The organism is Pseudomonas palleroniana, from assembly GCF_022836895.1.
Lineage (GTDB): Bacteria > Pseudomonadota > Gammaproteobacteria > Pseudomonadales > Pseudomonadaceae > Aquipseudomonas > Aquipseudomonas palleroniana.
Genome location: NZ_CP092411.1, coordinates 884,039 through 898,386 on the forward strand (window position 1 = coordinate 884,039; position 14,348 = coordinate 898,386).

Consider the following 14,348-nt stretch of genomic DNA (forward strand, 5'->3'; position numbering starts at 1 on the left):
CTGTGTTTCTGGCCGGCGGCTATAGTCAGCAACTAGACGCCTGGGGGTTGCAGCATGTTTACATCGCAATGCCGATCAATCGTGTTGTTTACCGTATTGAGCGGCTGCATTTCTCTTTGCGAGATTCCAGCTTCTGCATCGCAACAGCAGGAGGCCACGGCCGTTAACCTTGCGAAACTGGCCGCCAAGCTCGACGCTGCGCATAGGGCATCAGTCAATATCTTGCAGTTGGGCGATTCCCATACGGCCGCAGATTGGTTGTCCGGCGAGCTGCGTCATCTGTTTCAGATGCAATATGGTGAAGGTGGCATTGGTTTTATTGCAGCGACGCCTATTCCTGGCACTCGTTACGATCAAGTCGTGCTCTCCACTGATACTGATCAATGGCGCCTGGTTTCCAGTCGTAATCAGTTCAGCGATGAATTCCCGTTGGGTGGCTATCTGTCGCTACCCAGGGTGGTCAACGCGCAGGTAAAAATTGATGTCCGTGAGCCGCGTGAGTCGCGTTACTGTGTTTCTGCGCTGTACCGGTCCGACTTCGACAGCAATTTGATAGCCGATGACGGCGCTCATCGCTCTCAAGTGCCATTGCCGTCGACCTCCGGTCAGTGGCGCTTCAGTTCGACGCTCAAGGATCTGAACCTACCGTTGAACCTGACGATAACGGCTAATCGAGGAGTCGCACTGGGCGGCTGGAATATTGAGTCACAGCAACCTACTGGCGTGACTTACTCCGCGTTGGGGGTTAATGGCGCGACCCTGAAAATAGTCGATGCCTGGCAAGCCGGATGGCCGCAGACCTTGCAGGCATTGCATCCAGACCTGCTGGTGTTGGCGTATGGTGGCAACGAAGCTTTCGATGACAATCTGGACTTGGCACTGTATCAAGCCGACCTGAGGGAAAAGCTGACGCTGTTGCAGCGCACGCTTCCCGATACCCTGATCTTGTTGATCGGCCCGGCTGATTCGATAAAACAGCGTTCCGGTTTGACCTGTAAAGAGCGCCAGCCGAAAAACCTGTCGCAAGTCATTGAGATTCAAAAGCAGGTGGCTTTACAGTCGGGAGCTCTATTCTGGGACTGGCGAGCCTATATGGGGGGTGCTTGCTCAATAGAAGCCTGGCGGTCCGATGATTTGGCCCAAAACGATTTGATTCATCTTAATGAGCAAGGTTACCGAAAGAGTGCCGGCGAACTTTATCGTTACCTGCAAACTCGACTGGCCGATAAATAAACCAAGAATGAAAGAAGCCCCGCACGTCCGTGCAGGGCTTCATACATTGGTTAAACCTTACAGTCCATCCAACATCGCTTTGTTACGCACCGCACCTTTGTCGGCACTGGTGGCCAACAGGGCGTAAGCCTTCAGCGCGGTGGTGACTTTGCGTGGGCGCTTTTCCACCGGCTTCCAGCCTTTCTTGTCCTGCTCGACCCGGCGCGCAGCCAGTTCTTCATCGCTGATCAACAGGTTGATCGAGCGGTTCGGAATGTCGATCAGGACTTTGTCGCCGTCCTGCACCAGGCCAATCGCGCCGCCGGCGGCGGCTTCCGGAGAGGCGTGGCCGATGGACAGGCCCGAGGTGCCGCCGGAGAAGCGGCCGTCGGTCAGCAGGGCGCAGGCTTTGCCCAGGCCCTTGGATTTCAGGTAGGACGTCGGGTAGAGCATCTCCTGCATACCCGGGCCGCCTTTCGGGCCTTCGTAGCGGATGATCACGATATCGCCTGCTTTTACTTCGTCGGCGAGGATGCCGCGTACGGCGCTGTCCTGGCTTTCGAAGATCTTGGCGTTGCCTTCGAACACGTGGATGGACTCATCCACACCGGCAGTTTTCACCACGCAGCCGTCCAGGGCGATGTTGCCGTACAGCACGGCCAGGCCGCCTTCCTTGGAGTAGGCGTGCTCGACACTGCGGATGCAGCCGTTTTCCCGGTCGTCGTCCAGCGTTTCCCAGCGGGTCGACTGGCTGAATGCGGTCTGGGTCGGAATGCCCGCAGGGCCGGCCTTGAAGAAGTGATGCACCGCTTCGTCACGGGTCTGGGTGATATCCCACTTGGCGATCGCTTCTTCCATGCTACGGCTGTGTACGGTCGGCAGGTCGGTATGCAGCAGGCCACCACGGGCCAGCGAGCCGAGAATCGAGAAGATCCCGCCGGCACGGTGCACGTCTTCCATGTGGTACTTCTGGATGTTCGGCGCGACCTTGCACAGTTGCGGCACGTTGCGGGACAACCGGTCGATGTCGCGCAAGTCGAAATCGATCTCGGCTTCCTGGGCAGCAGCCAGCAAGTGCAGGATGGTATTGGTGGACCCGCCCATGGCGATGTCGAGGGTCATGGCGTTTTCGAACGCCTTGAAGTTGGCGATGTTGCGCGGCAGCACCGACTCATCGTTCTCGGCGTAGTAGCGCTTGCACAGCTCGACGATGGTGCGGCCGGCCTGCAGGAACAGTTGCTCGCGGTCGCTGTGGGTGGCCAGCGTGGAACCGTTGCCCGGCAAGGCCAGGCCCAGGGCTTCCACCAGGCAGTTCATCGAGTTGGCGGTAAACATGCCGGAGCACGAGCCGCAGGTCGGGCAAGCGCTGCGCTCGTATTCCGCGACCTTCTCGTCAGAAGCGCTGGAATCGGCGGCGATGACCATGGCGTCGACTAGGTCGAGGCCGTGGGAGGCGAGTTTGGTCTTGCCGGCTTCCATCGGGCCACCGGACACGAAGATCACCGGGATGTTCAGGCGCAGGGACGCCATCAGCATGCCGGGGGTGATCTTGTCGCAGTTGGAGATGCACACAATGGCGTCGGCGCAATGGGCGTTGACCATGTACTCCACGGAGTCGGCAATGATCTCGCGGCTCGGCAGGGAATACAGCATGCCGTCATGGCCCATGGCGATGCCGTCATCCACGGCGATGGTGTTGAACTCTTTGGCTACACCGCCGGCGCGTTCGATCTCGCGGGCGACCAACTGGCCCAGGTCCTTGAGATGGACGTGGCCCGGTACGAACTGGGTGAACGAGTTGGCAATCGCGATGATTGGCTTCTTGAAGTCGTCATCCTTCATCCCCGTGGCACGCCACAGTGCGCGTGCACCGGCCATGTTGCGGCCGTGGGTGGATGTTTTCGAGCGGTAATCTGGCATGGAGCACTCCGGGCGGCTAATCAGGTACTAAAGGGAAGTGAGCCTCTATTGACGTCAGGAACACCCGAAAAATGGCCGTGGTGTCCGGAAGTTGCCTCAAACGCTACGGGATCGCCGCGCGCAGTGGCCTTGAGCTCATAAACCCGCCGGGGGATGACTGGCGATGAATAGGGCCGATTCTACACCGCTGGCGGCTGGAGGGAATGGCCGTCTATGGCGAGGCAGCTTGCTCCCGCTCAGTGGCGAAGCAGGCGCCGGCCCTTCTGGGAGAGCTTCGCACCTCAACGCAAGCAAGCTTGCTCGCCACAATATGGGTTTTACTTTCCCACCCTGGCGTTCGTCAGCCAACCCCAGAGGCTGAAAACCATGAAGCTCACGCCGATGGTCATCAATAAATGTGTCCCGGTTTGCGCAAGCACGGCGCTGCTGACGGCTGCCGTCAGGAACATGATGCTGTTGCCTGCTGATGCTGCCGTACCGGCGCTGCTTGAAAACAGCAGCATGCCCGCCGAGATCGCGGCGGGGCGCACCAGTGTGACGGCCAGGGCACTGATCAGCATCGGGATCAGCAAGGTCACGGGGGTGATGGCTTGAAGGCTGATGATCAATGTCAGCAGCACGCCAGCGACGAGTAGCAGGCCGAGGCCGATGTTGATCTGCCGGGACAGCGAGATGCGTTTTTGCAGGTGCGAGGCCGCAACGCCGCCGAGAAGATAGGCTATGCCGTACACCATCAGCACCAGCGCGTATTGGTATTCGGAGAGTTTCAGCGCATCCATGAAAATCAGCGGCGTCACACTGATCAGCGCGAAGTAGCAGGCGAACACCAGCGCGGCGATCCACCAGTAACGCAGGAAGTCGCGATTGCGAGCGACGGCTTTGAGTGTACCGAGGACAGAAACTGGGTCGCGGTGCTGCCTGGCGGACTTGGAGGGCAGGATGCAGAACGCATGGATCAACATCCCCAAAGCCATCAACGCAAAGCCGTAGAAGCTGCCTTGCCAATTGAAGTTGGTTTGCAGCCAGGATCCGATCAGCGGTGACAGAGCGACAAAAGAACCGCTCAGGGTCATGTAGTAGAGGCGTATGCGGGCGCGATCCTGCTCCTCGAACAGGTCTTCCACCAGTGCATGGCCCAGTACAAAGAAACCGCAACCCACTGCCTGGACACTTCGAAACAGCAGAAAGGCCAGATAATCCGGTGCCAGTGCGCAACCTATCGCACCCAGGATTGACAGCGTAATGCAGCCGAGCAGGACTTCCTTGCGTCCCCATTTGTCCGAAAGCGGGCCGGCGACCAATTGGGAGATGGAAAAGACCAGGGTGAACAGGCTGATGGACAGTGCGATATCTGCGCTGGGCGTATCGAACCGGGCAGACAGGGCGGGAAATGAGGGCAGCAGGATATTGATGGGAAAGAAGCTGATCAGTGAAATGCAGGTGATCAGGATAAAGCGGGAGAGGGTAGGTCCAGGCATTGTTTTTGTTTTCCGGAGTGAAACCAGAAACCGATACTAGTCTGGGAAAAGTGGAACTCAATCAAAATCGAATCAGACTGCTCCTTTAAGAATGTGGCCTATTCCTGTAGGAGCAAGCTCGCTCCTACAGGTGGCCTGGTGTTACTTAGCTATTCGGCAACAACCGGCAAGTAATGCTCTTGATATACCGCGTCTCGGCAATCGCCGGGTGCACCGGGTGGTCTGGGCCCTGGCCGCCGCGTTCGAGCATCTGGATATTGCGGTCCAGATGGCGGGCGCTGGTCAGCAGGATGTTTTGCAGGTCGTCTTCCGGCAGGTGCATGGAGCACGAGGCGCTGACCAGGATGCCGTCCTTGCTGAGCAGGCGCATGGCTTGCTCGTTGAGGCGACGGTAGGCGCCTTCGCCGTTTTTCATGTCTTTTTTGCGCTTGATGAAGGCCGGTGGGTCGGCGACGATCACGTCGAAGCGTTCTTCGCTGGCTTTCAGTTCTTTCAGGGCTTCAAAGACGTCGCCTTCGATGCAGGTCATTTTCTCGGCGAAGCCGTTCAGCGCGGCGTTGCGTTCTACGCCATCAAGGGCGAAGGCGGAGGCGTCGACGCAGAACACTTCACTGGCGCCGAAGGCGGCAGCTTGCACGCCCCAGCCGCCGATGTAGCTGTACAGGTCGAGTACGCGCTTGCCTTTGGCATACGGGGCCAGGCGCGCGCGGTTCATGCGGTGGTCGTAGAACCAGCCGGTCTTCTGGCCCTGGATCACCGGGGCTTCGAATTTCACGCCGTTTTCTTCCAGCGCCACCCACTCCGGCACCAGGCCGAACACGGTTTCGACGTAGCGGTTGAGGCCCTCGGCGTCACGTGCGGCGGAGTCGTTCTTGAACAGGATGCCGCTTGGCTTGAGCACTTGGGTCAGCGCAGCGATCACGTCGTCTTTGTGGGCTTCCATGGTCGCCGAAGCGATCTGCACCACCAGGATGTCGCCGAAACGATCGACCACCAGGCCCGGCAGCAGGTCGGAGTCACCGTAGACCAGGCGGTAGAACGGCTTGTCGAACAGGCGCTCACGCAGGGACAGGGCGACGTTCAGGCGGTGTACCAGCAGCGACTTGTCCAGCGGCAACTTGATGTCGCGCGACAGCAGGCGGGCGCAGATCAGGTTGTTCGGGCTCATGGCCACGATGCCGAGGGTCTTGCCGCCGGCCGCTTCCAGGATGGCCTGGTCGCCTGCCTGGAAGCCGTGAAGTGGGGTGGCGGCCACGTCGATTTCGTTGCTGTAGACCCACAGGTGGCCGTTGCGCAAACGACGATCGGCGTTGGCTTTGAGACGCAGGCTTGGCAGGGACATGACGTCGCTCCGGAAAAAAGAGCGGGAGTATACCTGTTGCGGCGTGGTTCATGTGGCAGTGGGTTTGCCCGCGATGCAGGCGGCGCGGTGTATCTGACGTACGGCGCTGATGCAATCGGCAACCAGCCCTCTCGCGCGTTTGACCGGGTTTGTGTTCAGGTTTTTGAGGTGTCAGTCAGGTTCCTATAGAGGTTAGAATCCCCGCCTAGCCCAGAGTGTGTACTTATGTCCCAAGAGCTTTCCGCCGAACAGATCCAACAGGCCCTGCAAGGCATCAGTGTGCCGCCTCAACCGCAAATCATGGTGGATTTGCAGATGGAGCAGTACATGCCCGACCCAGACCTGGAGGTGATTGCCCGGCTGATCTCCCAGGACCCGGGCCTGTCCGGCGCGTTGTTGAAGATCGTCAACTCGCCATATTACGGCCTGAGCAACAAGATCGCCTCGATCCAGCGCGCCGTGAACCTGCTGGGCAGCCGCTCGATCATCAACCTGATCAACGCGCAGTCGATCAGGGGTGAGATGAGCGACGACACCATCGTCACCCTCAACCGCTTCTGGGACACCGCCCAGGATGTGGCCATGACCTGCCTGACCCTGGCCAAGCGCACCGGCTCGCAAGCGGTCGACGAGGCTTATGCCCTGGGCCTGTTCCACGATTGTGGCGTGCCGTTGATGCTCAAGCGTTTTCCCAATTACATGACGGTGCTCGAGGAAGCCTACGCCAACGCCAACCCCGACTGTCGTGTGGTCGACACCGAAAACAACGCGTTCAACACCAACCATGCCGTGGTCGGCTATTACACCGCCAAATCCTGGCGCCTGCCGGAACACGTGACCGACGCGATTGCCAACCATCACAACGCCCTGGCGATTTTCAGCGATGAGTCATCGCGCAATTCGCAGCTGAAAAACCTGCTGGCGATCCTGAAAATGGCCGAGCACATTTGCTCGTCGCACCGCGTGCTGGGCAACCAGGCGGTGGACCATGAGTGGGAAGCCATCGGCCATCTGGTGCTGGACTACGTGGGCCTGTCGGACTACGACTTCGAAAGCATGAAATTGTCGATCCGCGAACTGGGCGCCCACTAAACCTGTCTTCAAGAGGTACACATGCCCGAGTTACCAGAGGTCGAAACCACGAGACGCGGAATTGCCCCGCACCTGGAAGGCCAACGCGTCAGCCGTGTGGTGGTGCGTGAGCGACGCCTGCGCTGGCCGATCCCGGAGGACTTGGACGTGCGCCTGTCCGGGCAACGCATCGTGCTGGTGGAGCGGCGGGCCAAATACCTGCTGATCAACGCTGAAGTGGGCACCCTGATCAGCCACCTGGGCATGTCGGGTAACTTGCGCCTGGTAGAAGCCGGCCTGCCGGCGGCCAAGCATGAGCATGTGGACATTGAACTCGAATCCGGCCTGGCGCTGCGCTACACCGACCCGCGGCGCTTCGGCGCGATGCTGTGGAGCCAGGACCCGCACAATCACGAACTGCTGATCCGCCTCGGCCCGGAGCCTTTGACCGAGCTGTTCGATGGCGAGCGCCTGTTCCAACTGTCCCGTGGCCGTTCGATGGCGGTGAAGCCATTCATCATGGACAACGCGGTGGTGGTGGGCGTGGGCAATATCTACGCGACGGAAGCGCTGTTTGCGGCGGGCATCGACCCGCGTCGAGAGGCCGGCGGCATTTCACGAGCGCGGTACTTGAAGCTGGCGATCGAGATCAAGCGCGTGCTGGCGGCCGCCATCGAGCGGGGCGGTACCACGCTGCGGGACTTTATCGGTGGTGACGGACAGCCGGGGTATTTCCAGCAGGAACTGTTCGTCTACGGCCGGGGAGGCGAGGCGTGCAAGGTCTGCGGGAGCGAGTTGCGCAATGTGGTGCTGGGGCAGCGGGCGAGTGTGTTTTGCCCCAAGTGCCAGCGCTGATTGCGGTGTGATGGCGGATATCGCCATCGGGAGCAAGCCCCCTCCCACAGTTGACCAGGTTCCACCATGAGAATGCGGTCGAGTGTGGGAGGGGGCTTGCTCCCGATGAGGCCCGAATGGGCACCGATAAACTTCAGGCCTTACCGGTAATCTTCCGGTACTTCTCCATCAACTGCTCTTCGGTCTCGGGATGCGCTTCGTCCAGTGGAATGCAGTCTACCGGGCACACTTGCTGGCATTGAGGCTCGTCGTAGTGGCCGACGCACTGGGTGCACAGGTTCGGGTCGATCACGTAGATCTCTTCGCCCTGGGAAATGGCAGCGTTCGGGCACTCAGGTTCGCAGACGTCGCAATTGATGCAATCGTCGGTGATGATCAGGGACATGGAAACTCCTGCCAGGGCGGTCAGCCAAGGCATCTGAAAACTAATGCGCGCAATTGTGCCGCATTGGCGCCCGCAGTGCGAGCCTGTGGCAAGGGAGCAAGCTCCCTCGCCACAGTCATTCTTACTTCTTGAAGCGTAACGTCAGCGCATCGGCGACGGCCGGGTGCACGAACTTGGTGATATCGCCGCCCAACGCCGCGATCTCACGGACCAGCGTCGAGGAAATGAACGAATAACGTTCCGACGGCGTGAGGAACAGGCTTTCCACGTCTGGCGCCAATTGGCGGTTCATGTTGGCCAGCTGGAATTCGTATTCGAAGTCCGACACCGCACGCAGGCCACGCAGGAATACATTGGCGTTCTGCTCTTTGGCGAAATGGGCCAGCAGTGTGGAGAAACCCACTACTTCCACGTTGGGCAGGTGCTTGGTGACCTCACGCGCCAGTTCCACGCGCTGTTCCAGGGGAAACAGCGGGTTTTTCTTGGGGCTGGCCGCGACTGCGATGATCACATGGTCGAACAGGCGAGAGGCGCGTTCGACCAGATCGCCATGGCCTTTGGTAATCGGGTCGAAGGTACCTGGGTACAACACTCGGTTCATCGCGTCGTCCTGGCGGAGTCCGTTGGGGAACCGGATGGTATCGCAGCCATCCCGGTCGGCCAAGTCGACTTATGTAGATAGATACCGTGAATACCCGGTTTTTTCATGCTGTTTTCAGACGTTCGACCAATGCCGTCGCCAGTTGCGCCGTCAAGCCATACACCGACAATTGCGGGTTGGCACCAATGCTGGTGGGAAATAGCGAGCCGTCGTGGATCGACAGGTTACGCAGTTGGTGATGGCGACCGAGGCTATCGGCCACTGCGATTTTCGGATCTTCACCCATGGCGCAACCGCCCATCACATGGGCGCTGCCCAGCGTGGTTCGGTGCAGTTCCAGGTTCAGGCCGTCAATCAGTTCGCGTGCTTGGGCCAGGGTGTTCACATGACGCGCATCGTGATGCAGTGGTTTGACCGACTTTGCGCCGGCGGCGAACTGGATCTCGGCCATGCTGTGAAAGGCCCGGCGCAGGCCGTCCCAGGCATAAGGTGAGACTTGATAGTCGAGCACCGGCGTCCCGTCCCCGCGCAAGTCCACGGTGCCGCCTTGGCTGTCGGGGTGAAAACCGTCGCGCATCAACGCCAGCATGGCGTGGGTGTGGGGCAGCTGGCCCATCTCCAGCGCGTTTTGCGTGCCGTAGCCACCGAACAAGGTACTGGCTAGGCCCGGGTGCAAGGGCGGCGCCTCGAGCTTGTAGGACATTTTGCCAGTGGTGCCGTCCTGCCATTGGAAGTGGTCGGAATAGATCGACTGTGGCGCACCGTAGAATGGGTTGATCACCTCGTCGAACAGCCCGGCGGAAAAATTCACCAGATGCAGGAACGTGCGCTTGCCCAGGCGCGAGTGCGGATCCGGCGCGTCCGAGCGCATCAGCAGTGCCGGGCTGTTGATGCCGCCGCCGGACAGCACGTAATGCTTGGCCTTGACCGTGATCTTGCGGCCGGTGGGTGCCACGCAGCGCTCGTCCATGGCCACGCACTCCAGGCTGCTGATGGTGTCGCCGCTGTATTTGAGGCGTTCGGCACGGGCCAGGTAGAGCAGCTCACCGCCTTTTTCCAGGGTGGCCGGAATGGTGGTCACCAGCATTGACTGCTTGGCGTTGACCGGGCAACCCATGCCGCAATAACCCAGGTTGAAGCAGCCGCGCACGTTGCGTGGGATCACGTGCCAGCTGTAGCCGAGCTGTTCGCAGCCCTTGCGGATCACATCGTTGTTGGCGTTGGGTGGAATGGCCCAGGGTGCGATGCCCAGGCGTTGTTCCATTTTCTCGAACCACGGCGCCATCTCGGCGCTGCTGTGGCCTTTGACCGCGTATTCACTGGCCCAGTGGGTCAGCGTGGGGTCGGGTGTGCGGAAGCTGGAGGTCCAGTTGATCAGCGTGGTACCGCCCACGGCCCGCCCCTGCAGGATCGTGATCGCGCCGTCCTTGCTCATGCGGCCGATACCTTCCTGGTACAGGCTGGCGTAAGCCTCGTCCTCCAACAGCTTGAAGTCGCTGCTGGTCTTGAGCGGGCCTTCTTCGATCAGCAACACCTTGTAGCCCGCCGCGCTGAGGATTTCAGCCGTGGTGCCGCCGCCGGCACCGCTGCCGATGATCGCCACGTCGGCTTCCAGGGTCAGGTCGTTATCGAGGGCGGCGCCATTGTGGGTTTTCCAGCCGCGGGCCAGGCCGTCGCGGAACAGATCGGGTACGGGCATCAGGGTCGTCTCTTGTTTTTATGAGGGAAGATACGCATCAGATCTTCGGCGGGCCGGGGTAGCCGCAGTGGGCCCAGGACTCTGGTCGGAAGTACCAGGCCATGATCACCAGTTTGAGCAGCGAACCCTGGCCCATGCGCAGCAGGTTCAGGTAGCTGTTTTCCCAGCGGTGCAGGAAATTGCGGATTTGCTCCGCGCTGGCGTTTTCCCAACTGCCCCAGATCCCGGTCAACGGACCACGAGTGATGCCCATGGCCAATACATCGAACAGTTGCTGGGTGAGCTTGAACATTTCTGGCGACAGGTATTGCAGGCTGTAGTCGAGTTTTTTCAGGGTGTCTTCAACCCCGTCGACCACCGCCTGGACGCTGGCGGCGCCTTCGAGCAGCACCGGAATCACTGCACGCAGGAAGGGCAGGTCACTGCTGCGCAGCATGGCAAAGCCGCTGGCCGGGGTGCTGCTGGAGCAGCCACTGAGGCTGGCGCCCAACCCGGCGGTAGCCAGGAAGGCGCTGGCGCACAGGCCGATTTTCAAGACGCCGCGCCGTGACAGCGCGGGTGATTCAGTCAGGCTGGGGTTCATTGTTTTTATAGTCCCGAAGGTGGAGAGTCCCGAAGGTGGAGAGTGCCGAAGGTGGAGATATCAGCGGATAAACAGCTTCTGGATTAACTTCTGGATCGATTTTCCGTAGGGCGGGTAGATCAGCTTTGCGGCGTTCAGGCGCTGCTTCACCAATACGCCTTTGGCCTTGCTGAACGTCAGGAAGCCTTCATGCCCATGGTAGTGGCCCATGCCTGAGGGGCCGATGCCACCAAACGGCATGTCGTCCTGAGCCACATGCAGCAGAGTGTCGTTCAGGCATACGCCACCGGAATGGGTTTCGTGAAGCACACGGTTCTGTTCGCCCTTGTTGTAGCCAAAGTAGTAAAGGGCCAGTGGGCGAGGGCGTTGGTTGATGTAGGCAAAGGCTTGGTCGAGGCCGCGATAAGGCACGATAGGCAGCAAGGGCCCGAAGATTTCATCCTGCATCACGATCATGTCATCACTGACGTCAAGCAGCAGGCTGTGGGCCATGCGTCGTGCCTGGCCCTGGTCATACAGCGCAATCAGGGTGGCGCCTTTGTCGGTCGCGTCCTTGACGTAGCTATTGAGCCGGGCCAATTGCCGTTCGTTGATGACGGCGGTGTAGTCCGGGTTGTCGGCCAGGGTCGGATAAAACCCGCGAACGGCCTGGGTGTAGGCCTCGACGAAACCCTCGATGCGATCTTCCGGCACCAACACGTAGTCCGGTGCCACGCAGGTCTGCCCGGCGTTCAAGGCTTTACCGAAGGCGATACGTTCGGCGGCATCCTTGAGCGGCACATCGGCGGAAACGATGGCAGGCGATTTGCCGCCCAGTTCCAGAGTGACCGGCGTGAGGTGTTCGGCGGCAGCACGCATTACATGCTTGCCGATGCTGGTGGCGCCGGTAAACAGCAGGTGATCGAAGGGCAGCCTGGAAAACGCCATGCCCACTTCGGCCTCGCCCAACACCACGCACACCAGGTCCTCGGGGAAGATTTTCGCCAAGAGGGCTTTGAGCAGTTCGCCAGTGGCAGGGGTGGACTCGCTGAGCTTGAGCATCACCCGGTTACCCGCCGCCAAAGCTCCGACCAGCGGGCCTATAGCCAGATACAGCGGGTAATTCCAGGGCACGATCACCCCGACCACACCCAGCGGTTGGTAGATGACTTTGGCTGAAGCCGGTTGGAAGGCGATACCTACGGCGCGGCGGGAGGGTTTCATCCAGCCCTTGAGGTGTTTGCTGGCATAGTGAATGCCATGCAGGCTGGGCATCAATTCGGCGAAGAGGGTTTCGTCGGCGCTGCGGTTGCTGAAGTCCTGGCTGATCGCGTTGATCAACGCCTGGCGTTCGTCACTGAGCAGGTCGCGCAATGCCTTGAGCCATTGCTGGCGCTGCTCGGCCGGCGGCATCGGGTTGGCCGCGTAGGCACGACGTTGTGCGTCGAACAGGGGCTGGAGTTGATCCGGCCCCTGGGAATCTTGCAGATAGGCAACGTTGGCAGACATGGCGCAGTTCCCGACTATTATTGGAATGCACCATTTATTAGAGTCATTACTCTAAATTGTCAAATGACATTGCAGCAACATGCGGATTTATCCTGGCAAGGATAGGCCGTAAGATGCCTCATCACGTGTACAGAAGCTGATCCCCTATGGCACCACGAGTAAAGACCAGCGAGCGCATTGTGCAAACCAGCCTGGAGCTTTTTAACCAGCAGGGCGAGCGTAGCGTCAGCACCAACCACATTGCCGCCCATATGGAAATTTCCCCGGGCAACCTGTACTACCACTTCCCCAACAAGCAGGCGATCATCGCCGTACTGTTTCGTGAATATGAAGCCCTGGTGGACAGTTTCCTGCGCCCGCCCCAAGGCCGCGCCGTCACCGTCGAAGACAAACGCTTCTATCTGCAGGCCGTGCTGGCCGGCATGTGGCGCTATCGTTTCCTGCACCGTGACCTTGAACATTTGCTGGAAAGCGACCCGGAACTGGCCACCGGCTACCGGCGTTTCTCCCAACGTTGCCTGACCCAGGGCGGTGCCATCTACCAAGGGTTCGTCGATGCCGGCATCCTCAATATGGATAAGGTGCAAACCGAAGCCCTGACCCTCAATGCCTGGATCATCCTCACCTCCTGGGTGCGTTTCCTGTGCACCACCAATGAGAACTCCGCGCACTTGAGCGCTGAAGCGATCAAACGCGGGGTGTATCAGGTGCTGGTGCTGGAGGCGGGGTTTGTCACGCCTCAGGCTAAGGAAGCAGTAGATGCACTGTTCAAAGAGTTTTACGTGCCGTTGAATCAGGCATTGGAAGAAGTGAAGTAGGACCTTTCCCTAATCTGTTCACAGGAGTCCGTCATGCCGCTTGCGCAACTGATCAGCCCCCAGCAACTGGCCGAGCGCCAACAGCGTGGAGGGCTGGTGATCCTTGATTGCCGTTTTGCCTTGGAAGACCCTGACTATGGGCTTTGCAGCTATGCCGAAGGGCATATCGAAGGCGCGCAATACGCCGACCTGGAGCGTCACCTCAGCGGCCCGGTGACGAAGGGCGTGACCGGTCGTCACCCGCTGCCGGCGGCGGACACTCTGGTACAGCAACTGCGGGCGTGGGGCATCAACGCCGACACCGACATTGTGCTGTATGACGACGGGCCTGGCGCCTATGCCGCCCGCGCCTGGTGGCTGCTGGCCTGGCTGGGCAAGCGCGATGGCGTGTTTATCCTGGACGGCGGCCTCAAGGCTTGGCACGCGGCCGGTTTCCCGTTGAGCCTGGATGCACCGGTGATCGAGCCGGGAGCCTTTACCGGCACGCCGGACAATCATCTGCTGGTAGATGCCGAACAGCTGCAAAAACGCCTGGGCGAACCCGGCATGACGTTGATCGATGCCCGCGCTCAACCGCGTTTTCGCGGCGAAGTGGAGCCTATCGACCCGGTCGCCGGGCATATTCCTGGCGCGCAATGTGCGGCATTCAGTGAAAACCTGGGCAGTGACGGCCGCTTCCTGCCGGCCGAACAGCTCAAGCAGCGGTTTGCCGCGCAGTTGCAGGGCCGCTCGCCGGACAAGCTGGTTGCCTATTGCGGCTCAGGCGTGACGGCGTGCCACAACCTGTTCGCCCTGAGCCTGGCGGGTTACCCCTTGGGCACCTTGTATGCGGGGTCGTGGAGCGAGTGGATTACCGATCCTGCGCGGAAGGTCGCTACTGGCGATTGACGTAATGC

13 protein-coding genes are annotated in these 14,348 nt (G+C 60.2%); 5 read left to right on the top strand and 8 right to left on the bottom strand.

The features are described from left to right. Positions 1–54 precede the first annotated feature (54 nt). Positions 55–1,233, top strand: coding sequence for an SGNH/GDSL hydrolase family protein (locus tag MJP36_RS03860; protein ID WP_060753493.1), 1,179 nt, complete (start codon positions 55–57; stop codon positions 1,231–1,233). A 57-nt stretch (positions 1,234–1,290) separates the two neighbouring features. Here MJP36_RS03860 and ilvD read toward each other — a convergent pair whose 3' ends face one another. The 3 genes from ilvD to MJP36_RS03875 all read right to left on the bottom strand — a co-directional run bounded on the left by ilvD (position 1,291) and on the right by MJP36_RS03875 (position 5,952). Next, on the bottom strand, positions 1,291–3,132 hold the full coding sequence (ilvD, locus tag MJP36_RS03865; protein WP_104994945.1) for a dihydroxy-acid dehydratase: 1,842 nt from the start codon (positions 3,130–3,132) through the stop codon (positions 1,291–1,293). Positions 3,133–3,449: 317 nt separating this feature from the next. Continuing rightward, positions 3,450–4,610, bottom strand: coding sequence for an MFS transporter (locus MJP36_RS03870; protein WP_161548643.1), 1,161 nt, complete (start codon positions 4,608–4,610; stop codon positions 3,450–3,452). Positions 4,611–4,755: 145 nt separating this feature from the next. After that, the gene (locus MJP36_RS03875) at positions 4,756–5,952 is read right to left on the bottom strand and encodes a class I SAM-dependent rRNA methyltransferase (protein ID WP_060753490.1); all 1,197 of its coding nucleotides are present in this window, start codon (positions 5,950–5,952) and stop codon (positions 4,756–4,758) included. Between the two features lie 279 nt (positions 5,953–6,231). Between MJP36_RS03875 and MJP36_RS03880 the strand changes: the two genes are divergently transcribed. Both MJP36_RS03880 and mutM read left to right on the top strand, forming a co-directional pair. After that, on the top strand, positions 6,232–7,044 hold the full coding sequence (locus MJP36_RS03880; RefSeq protein ID WP_174554053.1) for an HDOD domain-containing protein: 813 nt from the start codon (positions 6,232–6,234) through the stop codon (positions 7,042–7,044). Positions 7,045–7,065: 21 nt separating this feature from the next. Continuing rightward, positions 7,066–7,878: a bifunctional DNA-formamidopyrimidine glycosylase/DNA-(apurinic or apyrimidinic site) lyase gene (mutM, locus tag MJP36_RS03885; protein WP_060753488.1), complete on the top strand. Its 813-nt coding sequence runs from the start codon at positions 7,066–7,068 to the stop codon at positions 7,876–7,878. A gap of 133 nt (positions 7,879–8,011) precedes the next feature. On the opposite strand, the gene MJP36_RS03890 is transcribed toward mutM, so the two are convergent. The 5 genes from MJP36_RS03890 to MJP36_RS03910 form a co-directional block, all read right to left on the bottom strand. Next, entirely contained in the window at positions 8,012–8,263 is a 252-nt protein-coding gene (locus MJP36_RS03890) for a YfhL family 4Fe-4S dicluster ferredoxin (protein ID WP_003195146.1), read from the bottom strand. Between the two features lie 121 nt (positions 8,264–8,384). Next, entirely contained in the window at positions 8,385–8,864 is a 480-nt protein-coding gene (coaD, locus tag MJP36_RS03895; protein ID WP_003176711.1) for a pantetheine-phosphate adenylyltransferase, read from the bottom strand. A gap of 103 nt (positions 8,865–8,967) precedes the next feature. Beyond that, positions 8,968–10,563 carry a GMC family oxidoreductase gene (locus MJP36_RS03900; RefSeq protein ID WP_244384912.1) on the bottom strand — a complete coding sequence of 532 codons (1,596 nt, stop codon included), beginning with the start codon at positions 10,561–10,563 and terminating at the stop codon, positions 8,968–8,970. Positions 10,564–10,600: 37 nt separating this feature from the next. After that, positions 10,601–11,146, bottom strand: coding sequence for a twin-arginine translocation pathway signal protein (locus tag MJP36_RS03905; protein ID WP_244384913.1), 546 nt, complete (start codon positions 11,144–11,146; stop codon positions 10,601–10,603). Positions 11,147–11,206: 60 nt separating this feature from the next. Beyond that, complete coding sequence (locus MJP36_RS03910; protein WP_244384914.1) at positions 11,207–12,634, bottom strand: coniferyl aldehyde dehydrogenase; 1,428 nt, start codon at positions 12,632–12,634, stop codon at positions 11,207–11,209. Positions 12,635–12,780: 146 nt separating this feature from the next. Here MJP36_RS03910 and MJP36_RS03915 point away from each other — a divergent pair, with 146 nt between their 5' ends. Next, on the top strand, positions 12,781–13,452 hold the full coding sequence (locus MJP36_RS03915; protein ID WP_060753484.1) for a TetR/AcrR family transcriptional regulator: 672 nt from the start codon (positions 12,781–12,783) through the stop codon (positions 13,450–13,452). Between the two features lie 33 nt (positions 13,453–13,485). Further along, positions 13,486–14,340, top strand: coding sequence for a sulfurtransferase (locus MJP36_RS03920; protein WP_205344380.1), 855 nt, complete (start codon positions 13,486–13,488; stop codon positions 14,338–14,340). Positions 14,341–14,348: the final 8 nt, after the last annotated feature.